At 69.5% G+C, this 19222-nt stretch carries 17 protein-coding genes; 6 read left to right on the forward strand and 11 right to left on the reverse strand.

Annotated elements, in window-relative coordinates:
• Positions 1-5: 5 nt before the first annotated feature.
• Positions 6-605 carry a hypothetical protein gene (locus tag G4D85_RS25880; protein WP_205525703.1) on the forward strand — a complete coding sequence of 200 codons (600 nt, stop codon included), beginning with the start codon at positions 6-8 and terminating at the stop codon, positions 603-605.
• Between the two features lie 137 nt (positions 606-742).
• Positions 743-1675: a hypothetical protein gene (locus G4D85_RS25885; RefSeq protein ID WP_164016639.1), complete on the forward strand. Its 933-nt coding sequence runs from the start codon at positions 743-745 to the stop codon at positions 1673-1675.
• A gap of 12 nt (positions 1676-1687) precedes the next feature.
• Here the strand turns inward: G4D85_RS25885 and G4D85_RS25890 are convergent, their stop codons facing one another.
• Positions 1688-3118 carry a hypothetical protein gene (locus G4D85_RS25890; protein WP_164016641.1) on the reverse strand — a complete coding sequence of 477 codons (1431 nt, stop codon included), beginning with the start codon at positions 3116-3118 and terminating at the stop codon, positions 1688-1690.
• 77 nt (positions 3119-3195) lie between these two features.
• Complete coding sequence (locus G4D85_RS25895) at positions 3196-3684, reverse strand: ester cyclase (protein ID WP_164016643.1); 489 nt, start codon at positions 3682-3684, stop codon at positions 3196-3198.
• A gap of 101 nt (positions 3685-3785) precedes the next feature.
• On the opposite strand from G4D85_RS25895, the gene pdxR reads away from it, so the two are divergent.
• Positions 3786-5279 (forward strand): MocR-like pyridoxine biosynthesis transcription factor PdxR, encoded by a 1494-nt coding sequence (pdxR, locus tag G4D85_RS25900; RefSeq protein ID WP_164016645.1) that lies wholly within the window; start codon positions 3786-3788, stop codon positions 5277-5279.
• A 41-nt stretch (positions 5280-5320) separates the two neighbouring features.
• Here pdxR and G4D85_RS25905 read toward each other — a convergent pair whose 3' ends face one another.
• Positions 5321-6406, reverse strand: a complete 1086-nt coding sequence (locus tag G4D85_RS25905; protein WP_164016647.1) for a sensor histidine kinase — start codon at positions 6404-6406, stop codon at positions 5321-5323.
• A 186-nt stretch (positions 6407-6592) separates the two neighbouring features.
• On the opposite strand from G4D85_RS25905, the gene G4D85_RS25910 reads away from it, so the two are divergent.
• Positions 6593-7144 carry a GNAT family N-acetyltransferase gene (locus G4D85_RS25910; RefSeq protein ID WP_164016649.1) on the forward strand — a complete coding sequence of 184 codons (552 nt, stop codon included), beginning with the start codon at positions 6593-6595 and terminating at the stop codon, positions 7142-7144.
• A gap of 16 nt (positions 7145-7160) precedes the next feature.
• Here G4D85_RS25910 and G4D85_RS25915 read toward each other — a convergent pair whose 3' ends face one another.
• The 8 genes from G4D85_RS25915 to G4D85_RS49665 form a co-directional block, all read right to left on the reverse strand.
• Entirely contained in the window at positions 7161-8687 is a 1527-nt protein-coding gene (locus G4D85_RS25915; RefSeq protein WP_164016651.1) for a hypothetical protein, read from the reverse strand.
• A gap of 59 nt (positions 8688-8746) precedes the next feature.
• Positions 8747-9877, reverse strand: coding sequence for an ATPase, T2SS/T4P/T4SS family (locus G4D85_RS25920; protein ID WP_164016652.1), 1131 nt, complete (start codon positions 9875-9877; stop codon positions 8747-8749).
• A gap of 85 nt (positions 9878-9962) precedes the next feature.
• The gene (locus G4D85_RS25925; RefSeq protein WP_164016654.1) at positions 9963-10649 is read right to left on the reverse strand and encodes a hypothetical protein; all 687 of its coding nucleotides are present in this window, start codon (positions 10647-10649) and stop codon (positions 9963-9965) included.
• Positions 10650-10659: 10 nt separating this feature from the next.
• Positions 10660-12369 carry an ArnT family glycosyltransferase gene (locus tag G4D85_RS25930; protein ID WP_164016656.1) on the reverse strand — a complete coding sequence of 570 codons (1710 nt, stop codon included), beginning with the start codon at positions 12367-12369 and terminating at the stop codon, positions 10660-10662.
• 210 nt (positions 12370-12579) lie between these two features.
• Entirely contained in the window at positions 12580-13428 is an 849-nt protein-coding gene (locus tag G4D85_RS25935; RefSeq protein WP_164016657.1) for a hypothetical protein, read from the reverse strand.
• Positions 13425-13619 carry a hypothetical protein gene (locus G4D85_RS48950; RefSeq protein ID WP_205525713.1) on the reverse strand — a complete coding sequence of 65 codons (195 nt, stop codon included), beginning with the start codon at positions 13617-13619 and terminating at the stop codon, positions 13425-13427. Before G4D85_RS48950 ends, G4D85_RS25935 begins: the two co-directional genes overlap by 4 nt.
• A 384-nt stretch (positions 13620-14003) precedes the next feature.
• Positions 14004-14942 carry a GAF domain-containing sensor histidine kinase gene (locus G4D85_RS25940; RefSeq protein ID WP_275900315.1) on the reverse strand — a complete coding sequence of 313 codons (939 nt, stop codon included), beginning with the start codon at positions 14940-14942 and terminating at the stop codon, positions 14004-14006.
• Positions 14943-14975: 33 nt separating this feature from the next.
• Positions 14976-15227, reverse strand: a complete 252-nt coding sequence (locus G4D85_RS49665) for a hypothetical protein (protein WP_240359498.1) — start codon at positions 15225-15227, stop codon at positions 14976-14978.
• Positions 15228-15387: 160 nt separating this feature from the next.
• Between G4D85_RS49665 and dacB the strand changes: the two genes are divergently transcribed.
• Positions 15388-16866 carry a D-alanyl-D-alanine carboxypeptidase/D-alanyl-D-alanine endopeptidase gene (gene dacB / locus G4D85_RS25945; protein ID WP_164016658.1) on the forward strand — a complete coding sequence of 493 codons (1479 nt, stop codon included), beginning with the start codon at positions 15388-15390 and terminating at the stop codon, positions 16864-16866.
• 163 nt (positions 16867-17029) lie between these two features.
• Complete coding sequence (locus tag G4D85_RS25950) at positions 17030-19216, forward strand: prolyl oligopeptidase family serine peptidase (RefSeq protein ID WP_164016660.1); 2187 nt, start codon at positions 17030-17032, stop codon at positions 19214-19216.
• The last annotated feature ends 6 nt before the right edge of the window (positions 19217-19222 follow it).

The following is a 19222-nucleotide window of genomic DNA, read 5'->3' on the forward strand; positions in this document are numbered from 1 at the left end:
CTGCCGTGCCCCCCGGGGATTCCCTCGTCGCGCCGCCGCTCGTTCCCGCGCCGGAGCAGGTGGAACCCGAGGCTTTCGAGCCCGCCGCCGCGACTTCCGCGATTGACCAGCCCCAGGAAGCGAAGGGCATGCCCGCCGCGCCTCGCATCCTCCTGGAGACGCTATCGGGCGGAGCGGGCATGGTGGCCGGAGGGCTGGGGGGCCTCGTGCTCGGCATCGTGACGACGGATTGCGCCCTGTTCGAGTCTGACTGCTCCGCGGCGGTCGCCTTCGCCCTGTCCGGAATGGCGCTCGGCTCGGCGCTGGCGACGTGGGGCGCCGGCAGCCTGATGAATGGCAAGGGCGGCTTCCTGAGCACGCTGCTGGGCGCTGTCCTGGGCACGGGCGCGGGGTTGATCGCCGTGTCGGCCGACCAGGACGGCACCCTGGCGCCCATCGCGCTGCTGTCCCTGCCCGCCGTTGGCGCGATGGCGGGCTTCGAGCTGTCGCGGCACCTGGAGCAACCCTCGCGATTCTCCCTCACGGGAGACCGCGTCCCCATGGCTCCGACTTTCGGCACCACGCCGCACGGTGGCTTCATGGGTGGAGTCTCCGGCCGCTTCTGAGCGCGGCCTCCAGCCCCACCCGCACGCTCGCCAGCGCGAAGAACCGAAGGAATCGGCCCGAGTCCGTACAACAGGCTACCGCTCCCACCTTCAGGCGGGAGCGGCCGGACCATTCATTCCTTCGAAGGAGCGTAGAGATGCCTGTGCTGCCCCCGTTCAGTCTCCGTGTGTCCCTGGTGTTGCTCATGCTGGCGGTTTCAGCGTGCGGCACCGACGACGAGCCAACGGGAGAGCCCGACGCGGGCACGGGCACGGACGCGGGCGTCAGCCTGGACCCGGCCCCTACCCGCACGCAGCCCGGCGAGTACACGTGCACGGGCTGCCCGGACAGCGACATCGCGTCCTTCCAGCTCAACGCGGGCGAGGTGACCCGGGAGACATTCGAGGGGACGGTGAGGAACGCGCAGGGGAACGGCACCTTCTTCGTCGCGGGCACCGACGGCCAGCAGCTCATCGGCACCATCGAGACCAACCCGGACACCGGGGACTTCAGCTTCACCGCGCCGCTCTTCTGCGGCGAGCAGCTCGTGAAGTGCGTGTGGTCCAACAGCGCGGGTTCCTATGTGCTCGTCACCCGCGTCATCACCACCGACTGCGTCACCTCGGACATCCGCGCCACCCTCTCCTGGGATGGACTGGGCGCCGACTGGGAACTCCACCTCATCAAGCCGGGCGGGCGCATCAATGACGACGTCACGGACTGCACGTGGACCTCGTGCGTGAACAGCTCGCCGGACTGGGGTGTGCAGGGCGATGCGTCCGATGACCCGAAGAAGGACGTGGACGACACGGGAGACTTCGGCCCGGAGAACATCTTCCTCAGCAAGCCGGAGAATGGCGTCTACCACGTCATGGTCGAACACTGGGGCAGCGGCAGCCCGGAGTCCGACGGGCGGCTCGTCCTCAACGTGGCCGGAAAGGTGACGGTGCTCGACATCCAGAATCTGCCGTCGAGGACCGTCTGGCGCGCGGCCACCATCACCTGGCCCGGTGGCGTGGTGACCCCGTCCACCGAGAAGTACGACTGCTCCGGAACCTGGAGCAGCGGCTGCGAGGCCGCGCTGCCGTAGCGGGACGTGCCGCTACTTCGCAATCCACGCCGCGAAGCGCTTGTCGAGGATCGCCGTCGCCTTGTCGACGGCGTCCCAGGTGTCGTCATCGAGCTTGGGCTCGTCGTGACCGTACGGGCCCGCGCGCTTTCCGAACACCTTCTTGAGGTCGGCTGTAATCCACAGATTGTTCATGTTGTGGAACCAGCGCCACGCCATCTCGCGGAGCCCCGGCGCATCGCGGAGGTGGTCACTCCAGAGGCCGCGCGGAAGCGCCTGCTTCACGAACTCCGACCCCTTTGCCTTGCGCGCTGCGACTGCCGCGAGCAGCTCGCGGTGCGCCGGGAACCGCGAGCTGTCCAACAGGCCTCGGGTCGCGGCATAGCCGACGAAGAGCCCTGTCGTCACGTCGGGATACCGCATCAGCGCACCCGCGCTCTTCACGGCGAGGGTGACGGAGACGGACTCGTCGAACTCGACCTGGAGCTCAACGTGCCCCGCGGTGTCGAGCGCGTAGGACCAGTCGGCGACGGTGAGTTCATCCTCGTCAGCGAAGGCGGCACTGCGCCCGGTGGGCGGGCCGAGCAGCTTCGTGACCTCCGCCTCCGAGGTCGCCTTCCACGGCACCCCCAGGACGTCCTCGCCAAGCTTCGACCGCACCCACGCGAAGGAGAGGTAGGGGATGAACGTCTTCGCGGTCTTGGGAACCTGCGGAAAGGCCTCGTTCAGGACTTCATGCGAGAAGACGAGCTCGACGCCGTGCTTCGCGGCCTCCACGTTCACCGAGTCATTGTTCTCGCTGGTCGATGGCGGCACCTTCTTGCCGAGCACCCCTGTCACATAGGCGATGACCTCGGGGTCGTCCGCGCGTCTTCCAAGCAGTGACGCCAGTTGCTGCGTCTTCGGACCGAGCTTCTTCATCAGCGCCGTTGGCGCGGCCCTGGGCGCAGCGGCCACGGGCGCTGCCGCAGGGGAAGCAACCGCGGCGTCGCCGTCGAGCCAGGCTGCGAAATCAAAGGACTTCGCCTTCGGCACCTTGACCTTCTTCGCCTTCAGCCACGCGGCCAGCGCTTCTCGTCCGGAGGCTCCGTCCTCGTCGTCGAGGTCATCGACCTCCGTTTCGCCCGTGGACCACAGCGTCAGGAACTCCTCGAGGCTGTTCGCGACGGTACGCGCCTCGCCCTCCGAACCCAGCAGCGCTACCGCGGGCGGAGCCTTGGCTCCGGTGTTCACGAGCGCGAGCAGCGAGCCGTCAGGAAGACTCAGGAACGCGAAGGCGTCACGGCGAAGCCGGGCTGCCTTGTCTGGATTCCACTCCTTCGGAATGGCCTGGGCTTCGAGCGCATCGAACCAGCCCAGCGTTCCATGCGTCTGCTTGCCAACCCAGCCGCCGACGTCCTTGAGCAACGTCGGAATCTCATGACCCTTGGGAGCCGCGGAGAGCTTGACCGTGTATTTCGCCATTCACGGCAGCTTCCGCCAGATTCGCGAGGTCGCAAACACGATTCGGGTCGAGCTCCATCGCCTCGCCGCCCCCTGCTCTACCGGGGCACCGAGCCGCTCGCGGCCACGGCTGTTCCCGCCAGCCCCGAAGCTCCCAGCTGTTCGAGGAGTGAGCGCAAGTCGTAATAGAAGCGCTCACCTGCCATCAGCCCGTCTCGGAAGGTGATGAAGACCGCCAGCCGCAGCTCCACCGGTCTCCCGGTAGCGGCGAGGCCCTGGAAGTCTCCCACGTGCCGTCCGACGTAGCGGGCCTCCGCGATGAGTGTTCCGTCCTCGGTCCAGTACTTGCGTTCTCCCTTCACCACCACGTCGAACGCGCTCCACCATTCGGCGTAGTACGCCTCCGCGCCCGCGCGGCCGTGGTAGGTCCGGCCGAGTGCGACATCCTCGAAGATGCACGTCTCGTGCACTGTTTCGAGCGTCTCCCTCATCAGGTGCTGGTTCTCCGCCTCGACATGGCGCCTGACGAGCAGCTCATGCCCGCGCCTGAGTGCCTCCGCGCCTTGGACGTGTTGAAGCTCCTGCATGGCAACCTCCCGGGACTGCGTAATGGACCCGGTGAGCATGTGGAGGAAGAGGTACAGTCAGAAGGTCCATTCAGGACCTTTCTACTGGTCCACTTCCGCTCATGCCCAGGCGCGCCACGACCTACCTTCCGCCGCTGGAGCGGCCCCTGCGGGCACGGACGCGCCAGCGCGATCTATACGAGCTCCTGCGGGCGGCCATCCTGGACCGTCGCCTTCGCCCCGGCACCCGGGTGCCGTCCACGCGCGAACTGGCGCGTGAGTACGGCGTGGCGCGCGGCACCGTCGTGGCTGTGTATGGCCAGCTCGTCTCGGAGGGGTATCTCTCCGGACGCGTGGGCGCCGGCACCGTCGTGAGCGAGACGCTCCCCGACGAGCTGCTTTCGCGCGGGCTGCCTCCGCAGCCGCGCTCCACCACGACGTCCCACCCTCCGCTGAAGCCCACGCTCTCGCGGCGCAGCCGCCTGTTCGTGGACAGCCCCTTCCCGCTGAGGCCCGCGGCCCTGGCGGGACAGGCCTTCGTGGCGCACCGGCCCGCGCTCGACGCCTTCCCCGTGAAGCTGTGGGCCCGGGTGGCGTCCAGCCGGCTCCGGCGGCTGTCGGGAGCCGCGCTTGCGGATGGAGACCCGCTCGGAGATGCGCGGCTGCGCGGCGTGATTGCCGCATACCTCGGCTCGGCGCGGGGCGTGCGGTGCGAACCGGACCAGGTCTTCATCCTCTCCGGAACCCAGCAGGCGCTCGAGCTGGTGGCCAGGCTGGTGCTCGACCCCGGAGACGCGGCCTGGGTGGAGGACCCGGGCTACCCTGGCGCCAGCCGCGTCCTCCAGGCCTCCGGTGCCACGCTGTGCCCGGTCCCCGTGGACGCGGAGGGCCTGTGCGTCTCCTCCGGCGAGGACACGTCGCCCCGGGCCCGCCTGGCCTGCGTCACGCCCGCCCATCAGGCTCCGCTCGGCGTCGTCATGTCCCTGCCACGCAGGCTCGCGCTGCTCGACTGGGCCCGCAGGCGGCGCGCGTGGATCTTCGAGGACGACTACGACAGTGAGTACCGCTACGAGTCCAGGCCGCTGCCGGCGTTGCAGGGACTGGACTCCCTCGGCTGTGTCCTCCACGCGGGGAGCTTCAGCAAGACGCTCTTCCCGTCACTGCGGCTGGGCTACCTCGTGGTGCCCCACTCCATCGTGGACGTCGTGGCGCGAGCCCGCTCCCTGGTGGACCGGTATCCCGGCATCCTGCCCCAGGCCGTGCTCGCGGACTTCATCGAGGACGGACACTACGCTCGCCACCTGCGCCGGATGCGCGAGCTCTACGCCGAGCGTCGCGATGCGCTCGCGCGCTCCATCGCGAACCGGCTGGGCGGCGCGCTGGCCCTGCCGGAAGGGGGCGCGGGACTCGACACGGTGGGATGGCTGGGAGCCGGCTTCGAGGAGCAGGACGTGGTGACGACGGCGGCCGCGCACCGCGTCCTCCTGGAACCGCTCACCCGCTACCGCCTCCAGGCGAAGCTGCCGCCGGGCGTCCTCCTGGGCTTCGCGTCGCTCTCGGTGCGGAAGATAGACGAGGGCGTGACACGCCTGGCTCGCGTGCTGGACGGGCGTTGAGGTGCGGGGCCACCCGCCCGTCGGCGGTCCTGATGTTCACCTCAGCCCATACTCACGCGGGGCAGCGTGAAACGAAAGGTGCTGCCACTGCCGAGGCTGCTCTCCGCCCAGATTCGCCCGCCATGCGCCTCGACGATGCTCCGCGAGATGTGCAACCCGAGCCCGTTCCCGCGGCGGTCGAACCGGCTCACCTGGCGGAATCGCTCGAAAATCGTCTCCAGCAGGTCCTCCGGGATGCCCGATCCGGTATCGGTGACGGAGACCCTGCATTGCTCGCCGTCCAGTTCGGCGCGCAGCTCGACCCGACCGCCCTCCCGAGTGAATTTCATGGAATTGCTCAGCAGGTTCGCGAGGACCTGGAGGATGCGCTCCGGGTCGAAGATCGCGAGGAGCGAACCGGAGGGTTCGACGAGGGATAACGAGAGGCCTTGAGCGGAGGCCGCGTGCTGGAAGACTTCGACCGACTCCCGCATCACCTGGGTGACGTCGTTGGGCACGGCATTCACCTGGAGCTGGCCCGCCTCGATGCTGACGACGTCGAGCAAGTCGTTGATGAGGCGGTTCATGCGAGCCGTGAAGCGCTGGATGCCCTCGGCACGCTTCACGACTTGCTTGCCGCTCTCGTCGTGGGTCGCCTCCTTCACCAGGAGGGCTGTGCTCACCGCGACGCCGCCCAGCAGCGAGCGAAGGTCATGGCTGACCATCCCCAGAAAGTCATCGCGCGTGCCCAACGCCGCATCGGCCCCCTTGCGCTCGAGCAACAGGTCCTTGTCGGTCTCATCCCGCTCGAAGCGAAGGAGCTCGGCGAGCGCTCGCCGCCGCGCCTCACGCTCGCTGGTCAGCTGAGCGGCCTGCGCGCTGCGCTCCTGGGCCAGGGCGCGGTCTTCCTCAGTCCGCTCGCCCCGGAGCGCGGCGCTCGAACCGACGCCGGCCGTGTCGGCCTTCGCGCGGGCTGCCTTGAGCACGTCATCCGCGCGGCCCTGCGCACGGGCCAGAACCTCGTCCGAGTCCGCCTCTATCGAGGCCCGCTTCCTCTCCAGCTCTCCGTCCGTCTTCGCACGCTCGTTGCGAAGGCTGCCATCGGTCTGCTCGCGCTCGGGCTTCCTTTGACTCATTTCTTCATTCATAGGGTGCTCCACCTCTCATGAACACTTCGGCGCGGACGAGGGCGGTGAAGACGTGCATTTCTTGGCGCTTCACGGCCAGGCCTCCGGAGGCTTGCCCCTTCGAAGGAGCCCGGGCAGGCGAGCAATGGCGCTCGAACCGAGATAGCTTGAGCCTGGCCGCCACGAGCGCCGAGACGGAAGGACACGATGGAGCGCAGCTACCGCGGCTACACCTTGAGACGCGCCCTCCCCGGGGAGCTACCGTCCCTCCCTGACGTCGAGCACCTCGCGGCACAGCAGTTCCGCCACTCGCCACATCCGGATGCGGCCGAGCTCCCGGTGCAGTCGCTCGAGCAACTGCACGAGCACCAGCAGCAGGGTGGCGTGTGGGTGGCCGTGGCGAAGGATGGCGCCATCGCGGCGTTCGCCATCTGCAAGCCTGTGGACGGCGACCTCTTCATCGTCGAGACGGACGTGCACCCGGCCCATGCGCGGCAGGGGCTGGGTGCAGCCCTCTTCGAGCTCCTCGGCCAGTGGGCCCGGGAGGAAGGCTACCCTGCGCTGCTGCTCACCACCTTCGGGGATGTCCCCTGGAATGCGCCCTACTACGAGCGCCTCGGCTTCCGCATCCTCCGAGCCGACGAGCAGGGGCCGGGGCTGCGCACCATCCGCGCCCAGGAAACGCAGCTCGGCCTCCCTCCCGAGAGCCGCGTCTGCATGAGGCTCGCGCTCGCCGCGCCACCCGCCCCGACTCGCTGAAGTCGCGGCGGGTCGGTCAGAACGCCAGCCAGCGCGCGGACGAGACCTTGTCGCCGAAGCTCCAGCTGTTCAGGTTGACCTCGCGGATGGTGCCGCTGCCGATGAGGTCCTTGTAGCTGCCGCCGTAGTTCGAGTCGTTGTAGAGCCGCACGCGGTGGCCGGGCGGGATGCACCAGCGGACGGCCGAGGCCTTGTCGTTGAAGGCGTCGATGCTGTGGAAGCTGGCCCAGTTCTTCAGGCTCCGGTCCGCGTAGTCGAAGATGAAGCCGCGGTCGCTGAAGTCGGAGTCGTCGTAGAAGTCGACATAGGCGTGCTGGAGGTCGGAGCCGCACCCGGCGTCCGCCCAGATGTTGCGGAACTCCACCAGCTTCACCGAGCCCGCGGGGCCGTCATCCGCGTGCTCCGTCGCGTAGAGGACGAGGTTGCGGTCCGGACCGACGAAGATGCCGCCGGCCGCGTCGAGGTTGCACTGCCGCGAGCCATCATTGCTGCAGTACAGGTGCTTCGAGGCGACATGCTCCAGGCGCATGTGGCCGTCGACGTTCACCCGGTAGAGGTGGGCGTAGTCATCGCTGACGGCGCCCCACCGCAGCCCGCCCAGCCGCGTGCCCACCATGTAGAGCTGCGAGTCGTTGCAGTCCGTGACGAGGTTGAGGTTCTGGAAGGGCCCCCACTCGCCGGAGGCCAGCTCCCAGTCGTACCACTGATCCGTGCGGCTCCACTGGTTGGTGCCGGAGCGGAGGTTGCTCTCGGTGGAGAAGAAGACCTCGAGCGACTTCGCGTCGTACTGCCCGAGCAGCAGCAGGTAGCGCCCGTTGGACAGCTTCGTGAGAGACGCCGTCCCCGCGTTCGCGGTGTTGCCGTAGATGAACGCGAACGGGCTCGGGCTCAGGGTGGAGTTGTAGTCGTAGAGCGCGATGCGCCCGGCCCAGGGCCCCTCCTCCATGGGCAGGGCGACGATGTTGCCCACCGCCTGCATGCCTCCGCCGTGGGTGTAGCCCTCCAGCACGGGGAGCGCCGTCACCGCGCGGTCATCCCCCGGCGGGGCCGTGTCCTCGGGCTGGGCAATGGTGGTGGCCAGCCGGTTGGAGCGGAAGCGCAGCCCCTCGCCGTTCCGGGTGGCCATGTGGACCAGGTGGCCCACGTTGCCGCCGGGATTGCCATCCCGCTTGGACAGGACGAAGTAGCGGCCGTAGTCGAGCGGCAGGCGCTGGATGCCCTCCCAGTGGTTGCTGCCCGGGTAGGCGACGTTGAAGTTGAACGGCCCCGGGTTGAAGCCGAGCACCTCGCCATGATCTCTCAGTTCGGCGAAGCGCGCGGGCACGTCGGGGATGCACAGGTTGCAGTCCAGGCTCCCCCAGGCGCAGGAGGTGTCTCCACCCAGGGTGACGAGCGCGGAGGACCGCGCGGTGGCGGTGGCCTCGCTCGTGGTGGAGGCGGCCTCGGTGCCCTCCGACCCGCAGGCGGTGAGCCCCACGAGCGCCACGAGTCCGGTCAGCGCCAGTACCGGCGCATGAGAATGCGTGTCTTGAAGCTGGAACATGGTTTCCTCCTCGAGCGTGTTCACTGTCAGGCGTCGCAGGCCTGTTTCTCCCGCGCGCGTCAGGCTGACGGCGTCCACGGCACGATGCGCAGCGTGCTGCCGTCTTCCATGGGCTTCACCTCGTGGAGCGTCATCGCGAAGGTGCCCGTCGCCGCGTCGCGCGTGTGGTGCACGATGAGGGGCATCAGGGGCAGGCCCGGCATCGCCTCGGTCATCCAGGCGTAGCCGTCCTCGGGAGTCTTCGCCTCCAGGACACAGGCCACGCCGTGCCCCGTGAGCGCTCCGTTGCAGAGCATCTGCAGGTCCTCCAGCGTGCGCACCTCGTCCGCGAAGAGGAGGTCGGGGTCCTGCCGCAGGAACGAACGCACCGCCTGCGCCACGGTCCGCTCCTGTCCCACCCTCACCATGCCGATGGCGTTGCCCGCGCCGCCCTTCGGTTCCGCCACCGCCGCCAGCGCATGCACGTGGTCGGGCAGCGCATCCATGAGGGCGCGCAGGGTCGTGCTCCGACCCGTTCCGGAGGCGCCCGTGAGCAGCACCAGCTGTCCGCTGAACAGCGCCTTGCCCAGCTCCCGGAAGTGCGCTTCCAGGAACGTCCCCGCGTCGGCGGCGAGCGGCAGGCGGGTGATGCTCGGGAACGCCTGACGCGTCTCGCGGTCTCGTGCCAGCGCCGTGGTCCAGGTGCCCAACGCGTCGTCGCGGAACGTCACCCGGAACACCAGGTCCGGGTCCGCCGCGCCCGAGGGGAAGGAGACGCCGCCGCGCTGGGGCATCCTCGGATCCGCGCCGCGTTTCGCGTACGCCGCCAACGCCTGCCCCAGCGGCCGGTACAGCGCGTAGGCCATGGGCTGCCGTACCGGTACCCGCTCCGCGGCGAGCAGCCCCACCCGGTCCGGCGAGTCCTCCGTGATGAAGAAGAACGAGAGGCCCGCGTTGATTCGCATGGCAGGCGTCGCTCCCCCGCCCTCCGCGTCGGTCTCGTCGTAGTCCTCCGCCGCCCAGACGGAGAACAGCGCCGCGCCCGTCCTCGCCGCGACGTCGAACAGGGCCGCCGCCAGGGCCTCGGGCGTCGACGGCGACAGGGGCGCCTCCGCCGGTGCCCGACCCGCCGCCTCCAGCTGCGTCAGCAGGCTGGCGAACACGGCGTCAGGCGTGGACGGAGGCTCGGGCTTCAGGTTCGGAGTCGTCATGGCACGCGGACGATGCCACGGCGCGCGCCAGCCCCGCCACGGCCGACGACGCCGCCCCTGCTCGGGAGTCCGGACATAGCGTCGACTACGTCGGACGTGGTTGGAGCCGGGCTGGAAAGGATTCCTCCACCCCCGGCAGGAACAGGGGCTCCCCCGCGCGCGCCGCGGCGATGGCCAGCTCGAAGTCGAGATCGCCGTACCTGTCGAGCAGCGCGGGCGGGAAGAACCGCCCGTCCTCCCCTTCCCGCTCGTTGGCTATGTCGGGCTCGAGCTGCTCCCAGTAACGCGTGCTGGCATAGATGAGCGCCCGGATGCCGCCGCTGGCATAGGCGGCGGTGTACGTGTCCAGGAACAGCGCGCTCGCCGAAAGCTCCCCTCCGACGGAGAGCACTGCGTTGCGGTCACCGTACTGGCCAAAACAGGCTCCCGCGAGCTGGACCCCGCCGTCGACGAAGATGCGGGCGCCATTGGCAAAAGCGAGCGAACGGGCACGCAGCATTCCCGTGATGCAGATACACGCTGGCGTGTAGTCATCCGTCCACAGACCGGCGTGCTCCGTCGTCGTCAAGTCGCCGTCGATGACCACGACATAGGGGCCCCTGCCCGTCTCGATGGGCTCCTCCGTCTGGCAACCGGAGCGATAGAGCCGCACGGAGATGGGCGCGGGGGTGGTGGATGCGAGCTCCGCGAACTCCCGGTGCCAGGGCCGTGCCTGGAACTGGGAGATCAGCTCTGGAATCGTGCTCTGTTGTCCCGCCTCATCGAGCCGCATGGGTTCCTTACTACCAGGACCGCGGATCGGACGCGCCCAGCTCGGCCTGCAATCCCTGCCCTGGGGCGCGCGTCACCTCCGCGAGGAGCATGGGCCGGAGCACCCCCTTCCGGGTGGCGTGATTCAAGAACGCACGCGTCGGGTGGGTGATGCGGAAGGAATCGAATGCGCCCAGCTGGCGCACGGACAGACCTGCCTCCTCGAGCACCGGCACACGCTCCTCCGGCAGGAAGAGGTGCACAGGGCCGGTCCGCGTCGCCTGCGTCAGCGCCTCCAGGTCCCAGTGCTCGACTGTCGCGTGGGCGTAGAAGTGAAACGAGTAGGCCGAGACTTCGAAGACCCCCGTCCTACGAGGGGGCTGACGGTTGAGCAGCAGGGCTGCATTGCTCCCCGCCTGATAGCGCGACAGCTCCGGGAAGAAGAACAGGTTGAGCGTGCCGCAGAAGGCGAGCGCCACCCCGAAGCTCCGGCCCACGGCACCGGCCACGTCCGTGCTCCGGAAGCAGGCGAACGTCAGGCCCGCGCAACCCACCAGCCAGAGCACCGCCCACCCGAGCTGGGGAGGACGGAAGAAGCCGAGCACGAGGGCCCCGAGGACCCCCATGCACACCGCCACTCCGGTCTGCGTCCAGGCGAGGACCCTCGGGCGCGAAGTGGCCTCCCACCGGGTCAGCCACACGGCGACGATGATGCTGAAGTAGGGAAAGAGGATGTTCGCGTAGTGCGGCAACTGGAAGCGCGAGAGCGAGAAGACCAGCAGGGGGACTCCGGCGGCGCCCCAGGTAAAGAGCTCCTGGTCCCCCCACCCCTGTCTCCACCAGCGCTTCAGCTGCGAGAAGCACGCGGCGTAGAGGAGCAGCGACCAGGGCAGGAAGGCCCAGAGCAGCGTGTGGAGGAAGAAGAACGGGTCTCCCTTCCCGCGAATGGGGCCGGTGTTGAAGAAGCGGCCGAACTGACTGTCCCAGAAGAAGAAGCGCAGCCCGGAGACACCCGTGCGTCCGAAGACCTCCTTCTCGGGATGGAGGTCGAACTGCACGTAGAGACAGGCGAGCTCCGGAAGGATGAACAGCGCGACCAGGGCCAGGGTGAGCCACCAGCGCGGCTGGAGGAGCTCACTCCACTGCTGGTGCACTGCCCACTGGAGCAGGAGCGCTCCACCCAACGCGAGGAGCACGAAGGGCCCCTTGGTCATCACCGCACAGGCGGCCAGGAGCGCGGCCCAGACCAGATGCGCGCTGAACCGACGCTCGTGGGCGCGCACCAGATGGTAGAGGCTGCCGGCGAGCAGGCCCGTGAGGTAGGGCTCGGCGCGCACGTCATTGTTCGAGAGCACCAGATGGTACGCGGAGAGCAGCAGGAGCACCGCCAGCCGCGCCACGGTGCGTGAGTAGAGGTGCCGCGCGAGGAGGAACGTGTAGACCAGCGACAGCCCCCAGAACAGGAGGGCGGGGAGCTTGTAGCTGAGCGTTCCCACTCCGAAGAGACGGAAGGAGAGCGCCGTCACCCAGAAGGGAAAGTGGGGCTTGTCCAGCCAGTCCTGCCCCGCCAGGACGAGCCTGACGAAGTCGCCCGTCTCCGCCATCCGCCGGGCCAGCGTGCCGTAGAGCGCCGCATCTGGCTCCGCGACGGGGACCCAGAGGCCACTCAGGTTGACGAGCAGCCCCAGGAGCAAGAGGGGCGTGAACCAGCGTTCCAACCAACGGGCCAACGACTGTGGCACGTGACTACTCCGTCCATGATTCCGGCCCCCGGGCGGCACCAGTGCAAGCCATCTGCCAGTGCGTGTCCGAGGTCCGTCACGGCTACGCGTTCACCTCGGCCCCATGAACGCTGACGCTGATGTCATGGCGTCGCGGATTCATGATGGGTCGCGTGACGGCGGAGCGGGCGCGGTCAGCCCCGGACTCCGTCCTTCCGCCGCGGAGGGCCCCTACGCAGCGCGCAGCGTCGAAGGGGCCGCCTGCTTCACGGGCTCGGGCTCCAGCGCCACCCGCTGCAGCACGCCGGAGAGGCCCTTGAGAGCAATTGCCGCCGTGCGGGCCACGGCGAGCAGCGCGAGCGGCCCCTCCATGCGGTCCCACGGGCGGGCGTCGAAGACAATCCACATCGCGCCCGCGGCCGCCATCGCCCACCACGCCCAGGCGAGCTTCCCGCCGCGCATCATGTACGCCACACGCAGGATGGGCGCCACGAGCACGATGGTGACCAGGTCGCCGAACGCGGAGACGACGCTGGCGAGCGTCTGCGAGCCGGAGGCGCCGCCGTCGATGAGCAGCCGCACGTTGGTGCTCAGCCGCGGCAGGACGATGGCGAGCGCCACCACGGTGCACAGCGCCCAAAGCCCGTGGCTCTTCCAACTGCTGGGAGGCTGGAGCCCCGAGCGACGGTAGGTGAGCGCGAGCAGCACGAGCGCCCCGGCATTGAGCAGGTTCAGCACCACCACGGCGAGCGTGCGCACGGCGGCGAGCGCCGAGTGCTCGAAGGGCACCTCCGGGACGGCGACCATCCAGCCCACGCGCAGCAGGGACGCGACGAGGAGCAGCACCGCCGAGGCGGCGAACAGCGTCCACACGCGGCGCAGGTAGTCGCCCGCGGAGAAGCCACGCGCCGCGAGCACCGTGCCCAGGATGGCCACGAGCGAGGCGGCAAGCCCGGCGAACTGATGGATGAGCGGGAGCCTCGCGGGGGTCTGCAGCGAGAAGAGCACGGCGCCGGCGTGCAACAGCACCAGCCCGGCGGCGATCACCGCGACCGAGCGCTCATTGAAACGGGGGGTCATCGCATCTCCGGATGGGCCGTCAGCGCTTCGAGGACGGCCTTGGCACGCGCGGCGCCAAGGAAGGTGTTGAGCATGGGCCTGAGGCCCTCGATCAGCGCGGGCAGGTCCGCGGGGGTGAGCGACTCCACCGGACGCTTCAGGCTGCGCAGCGCCGCTGTCTGTAGCGCCATCTTCGCCGTGAAGTCACCCAACAGCGGTCCGAGCTGTCGCTCGATGCTCTCATGCCATCGTCCGGCCGCGGCCGGTGCGCCTGTGGTGGAAATGGAACGCCTCACTCGTGTTGCAGTTGATTCGCAGTCTCGCCCGTCCGCGCCCCTCCCGCCACCACCGTGAAGGCCCACCTCCTCCGCTTCCGCGCAGCTACACTCCCCGCGCGTGGGCACCCACAGCGAGCAGGACTGCATGTCCGCGTGACAGTCCCAGCCCCCGGAGGCATACCGGATACCCGGCAATTCTCCGCAGTACGCCGCAATTCGAGTGAGCGCCGACTGTGGCTCGAACGCATGGCCCGCTTCGCGCGCGAGGCGCTGGGCCTGGATATCCAGGCGGAAGCGAGCTGACGCGGTCGCCCCGCGCTACCCGTTCCGAGGCAGGCGGACACGGAAGGTCGTGCCCGCCTCTCTCGTGGACTCCACCTCGACCCTGCCCGAGTGGGCGCGGACGATCTGGTCCACGATGTAGAGCCCCAGGCCGATGCTGCGCAGCTCGCTGCCGCTGTCGGCGCCGCGGGTCATCGGCTCGAACAGGCCTGGCAGGATGTGCTCCGGAATGGGGGGGCCCTGGTTGCACACGGAGATGACCACCTGCCCTGCCTCCGCCTCCGTCTTCACCCGGATGGGCGTCCCCGGCGGGCTGTACTGCACGGCATTGGTGAGCAGGTTGGTGAGGACCTGGGCAATGCGGTCCGAGTCCCACGAGCCCCGCCCGTCGCCGGTGCTCTCCAGGTCGAACCGCCGCCCGGGCGTGGCCAGCCCCACCTCGTCCACCACCTGCTGCGTGAGCACCTGGAGGTCCATGGGCTTGAACTTCACGGGAAGCGCCTGGCCCATGCGGGCCTGGGTGAAGTCGAGCAGATCTCGGATGAGCCGGTTGGCCCGGTCCGCGGACTCCAGGATGCGGCTCAGGCCGCGGCGAGCCCGGTCATCCAGGTCCGTGCGGCGCATCAGCGTCGCGGTCGACAGGGTGATGGCGTTGAGGGGGTTGCGCAGGTCATGGCTCACGATGCCGATGAGCTGCTCGCGCAGCTGCGCGGCCTCCCTGGCGCCGAGCAGCTGGGCGTCACGGCGCCCCAGCTCGTCCTCCTGCTCCAGCTGGTAGCCCACCAGCTCCGCGAGGTGGTGGAACACCTCCAGCTTGTCCTCGCCGACATCCGCCGGGCGCGGGTCCATTGCGCACAGCACCCCGAAGAAGGCCCCATTCCGCCGGAACAAGGGCACGGCCATATAGCTCTCGATGCCGTAGAGCTTCGGCGCCGGATGGTGCGTGAACCGGGGGTCCACGCTTGCCTGCCTGATGACGAGCGGCGCGACCGCGCCGTGGACGGTGCTTCAATATGTCGTGGCGACTTCCAGCGTATCCCCGGGGTGCAGCCCGAAGTTCACCTCGTCCAGCACCGCGCAGCACGTCCAGGACTCGGCCGTGACGCGAGTCACCACCCCGAGCCGGAGCCCCGTGGCCTGCAGGAGCAGCCGCAGCACTGTCTTGACGGCGCCGATACGGCCCACCGCCGCGACATCCGCCGCCAGCTGAGGGTCGAGGACGAGACTGCTCGGAAACGCGGGCTTCGATGATTCCGACATGGCTTCCTGAAGCTAATGGCCGGCGTTACCGTGCAGCAGGACCCCATGAGGCACGAGGACGGGCGGGTCGGATACCAGACGACCGGCCCCGTCGGACGTGTGCTGCCTCTCACGGGTTCGCATGACAGACCCGGGATGCGGCGGTAGCGTGGCCGCCGACATGCGCCGCGTCCTCCTCGTCCCGCTGCTGGCCTCCCTCTGCCTCGCCGGTTGCTTCCGGGACAGGCGGCCGGAGGGGCCCTCCTTCCCCTCGCTCGCGAAGTCCCTCTTCGACACGCTGGAGGACGAGGGCTCCCTGGCGAGCGCCTACGTCGTGGACGCGGTGACAGGCGAGCCGCTCTACACCCACCGCGAGCACGTGCGCCTGCTGCCCGGGTCCACCATGAAGGTGGTCTCCACCGCGTCGGTGCTCTCCGCGCTGGGGGCCGACTTCCGCTACCAGACGCCGGTGGCGCTGAAGGGCGCCCTGGCCGACGGCCTCTTCCTGGGGGACGTGGTGGTGGAGGCCGCCGGAGACCCGTCCCTGGGCTCGTGGCGCTTCCCGGAGACGGCGCTGGCCTGCGAGCAGGTGGCGGACGCGATGCACGCGCGCGGCATCCGCCAGTGGCGCGGGCAGGTGCGCGTGCGCGGCACCGACGAGTCCGACGTCCCCTTCGGCCCGGGCTGGGCGTGGGACGACGCCGCGTATGCCTACAGCGCCGCCCCCACCTCCTTCGTCTTCCGGGAGAACGTGGTGGACCTGTCGCTGTCCCGCGCGGACGGCGTGGACTGCGCGCAGCCGCCCACCGTGCAATTGACGCCCGCCTTCGCGTCGCTGCCCGCCGTGGTCAGCGTGGACATGAGCGCCGAGCGCGCCAACCTCTCCTGTGTGCGTCAGCGCGGCGGGCCCGGCGTGCGCTGCGTGTGGCGCTCGCCCGCCAACCAGTGCCCGCGCTCCGCCACCGTGAAGCTGGCGGTGGACGACCCGCAGGTCCTCTTCTCCGCGTGCGTGGAGGAGGCCCTGCTCCAGCGCGGCGTGCGACGGCTGCCCATGACGCTGGAGGCGCCCGCCCCGCTCCGCCCGCCCGTGCCCGAGCCGCTCGTCACCCTGGTCAGCCCGCCCCTGTCGGAGCTGGTGAAGGCCACCAACAAGGAGTCCCTCAACCTCTACGCGGAGCGGCTGGGACTGCGCTTCACCCGCGAGCGCACCGGCACGGAGACCTACACGGCCCTGCGCTCCGCCCTGGCCGGGGAGCTCACCCGCCGGGGCATCCCCACCAGGGACTTGCGGCCGGTGGATGGCAGCGGCCTGTCCCGCTACAACATGGCCACCGCGCGAGGGCTGGTGCGCGTCCTGTTCACCAGCCTGCGGGAGCCCTACGGCGCCGCGCTGGTGGACAGCCTGTCCGTGGCCGGCCAGGACGGCACGCTCGCCACCCGGCCCGTCACCCCGAGCACCGCCGGCCGCATCCGCGCGAAGACGGGCAGCCTCTCCGGACAGCGCTGCTTCGTGGGGGTGGTGGACCGCCCTGGAGACCCGTTGCACCCGCGCGTCGTCTTCGCGCTGATGCTGGGCAACATGGACGAGGGCACCGCGCTGCCCTCCAGCGAGGCCTTTGACCGCTTCGCGGCGGCGCTGGTGGAGCTGCCCCTGCGCTGACGGCCCGGGTACCGGGGTTGACGCGCCGCATTCCCGCCGCCAGGACGGCCGGAATGCGTGCGAACACCCGGGCGACGACGACATTCCCAGTGCGCGGAAGGTGCGCCAGGGGGCGGGAGGACGTGGCAGGCTGCGCGCGACTTCCCCACCCACGAGGTGAACCGTGAAGCTGAAGAGCGCATTGACGGCGGCGGTGCTGATGCTGCCCCTGGCCGTCCCCGCCGCCCCCGCGGCCAAAGGGACCTCCAAGCCGCCCGTGACCGAGAAGCAGGAGAAGGTGGACACCTACCACGGCACGGAGGTGAAGGACCCGTACCAGTGGCTGGAGGCGTCCTCGGAGCCGAAGGTCAAGGAGTGGAACGACGCGCAGAACGCGTACACGCGGGCGATGCTGGACAAGCTGCCCGGGCGCGAGGGCCTGCGCCAGCGCATCACCGAGCTGCTCGGCTGGAAGTCCCCGGGCTACGGCGGCCTGCAGGAGGCTGGCGGCACCCTCTTCTCCATGAAGGTGCAGCCGCCCAAGCAGCAGGCGTTCCTGGTGGTGCTGGGCCCGGTGGACGACACGTCCAAGGAGCGCGTGCTCGTGGACCCCATGGTGGTGGACCCGTCCGGCCACACCTCCATCGACTGGTACGTCCCCACGCAGGACGGCAAGAAGGTGGCCGTCTCCATGTCGAAGAACGGCACGGAGAGCGGTGACGTCACCATCTACGACGTGGCCACCGGCAAGGCGATGCCGAACGAGATGGTGCCGAAGGTGAACGGCGGCACCGCGGGCGGCAGCCTCGCGTGGAACGCGGACGGCACGGGCTACTTCTACACGCGCTACCCGCGCGGCGAGGAGCGCCCCGCGGCGGACCGCGACTTCTTCCAGCAGGTCTACTACCACCAGCTGGGCACGCCCACGGAGAAGGACACGTACGCGTTGGGCAAGGACTTCCCGCGCATCGCCATGACGGAGCTGGAGACGTCCCACGACGGCAAGTACACGTCCGCGGTCGTCGCCAACGGTGACGGCGGCGAGTACATGCTCTACCTGCGCGGCCCGTCCGGCCAGTGGGCGCAGGTGTCGAAGTTCGAGGACAAGGTCATCCGCGCCGCCTTCGGCCATGACGACGCGCTGTACCTCCTGAGCCGCAAGGACGCGCCGCGCGGCAAGGTGCTGCGGCTGCCGCTGGCCACGCCCACGCTGGACAAGGCGACGCTGCTGGTGCCGGAGGGCGAGGCCAGCATCCAGGGCTTCTTCCCGGCGAAGACGCGGCTGTACATCAGCGAGCAGCTCGGCGGCCCGTCGCAGCTGCGCATGGTGGACCTGAAGGGCCAGGCGCTGGGCATGGTGCCCACGCTGCCGGTGTCGTCCGTGGGCGGGCTGGTGAGCTCGGGCAGCGGGGACGACGTGCTGTTCGTCAACTCCAGCTTCGTGCAGCCCATGGCGTGGTACCGGTACTCGGCCAAGGACAACAAGGTGACGAAGACGGCGCTGGCGCGCACCTCGCCGCTCGACTTGAGCGACGTGGAGGTGGTGCGCACCGAGGCCACGTCCAAGGACGGCACCAAGGTGCCGGTCACCATCCTCAAGAAGAAGGGCACGAAGCTGGACGGGAAGAACCCGGCGCTGCTCACGGGCTACGGCGGCTTCAACATCTCCATCACCCCGGGCTACAACGTGCTGGCCGGGCTGTGGATGGAGCAGGGCGGCGTGTATGCCATCGCCAACCTGCGCGGCGGCTCGGAGTTCGGCGAGAAGTGGCACGCCGAGGGCTCGCTGACGAAGAAGCAGAACGTCTTCGACGACTTCTACGCCGCCGCGAAGCTGCTGGTGGACCAGAAGTACACGCAGCCGAAGAAGCTGGCCATCCAGGGCGGCAGCAACGGCGGCCTGCTGATGGGCGCGGCCGTCACGCAGCACCCGGAGATGTACGGCACCGTCGTGGCCCGCGTGGGCATCTACGACATGCTGCGCGTGGAGCTGACGCCCAACGGCCAGTTCAACATCACCGAGTACGGCACCGTGAAGGACCCGGAGCAGTTCAAGGCCCTGCACGCGTACTCGCCCATGCACAACGTGAAGGACGGGACGAAGTACCCGTCGGTGCTCTTCACCTCCGGCGCCAATGACCCGCGCGTGGACCCGTTCCACTCGCGGAAGATGGTGGCCCGGATGCAGGCGGCCAGCAGCTCCAAGCGCCCCATCCTCCTGCGCGCCAACGCGGAGACCGGCCACGGCGCCGGCACCCCGCTCAACGCGCGTATCGAGGAGGAGGTGGACGTCTACTCCTTCGTCTTCAACGAGCTGGGCATGAAGTACCGCCCGCCCGCGAAGAAGGTCAGCGCTCCCGCGCCGCAGTGACGCGCG

This window comes from Pyxidicoccus trucidator (assembly GCF_010894435.1).
Taxonomy (GTDB): domain Bacteria; phylum Myxococcota; class Myxococcia; order Myxococcales; family Myxococcaceae; genus Myxococcus; species Myxococcus trucidator.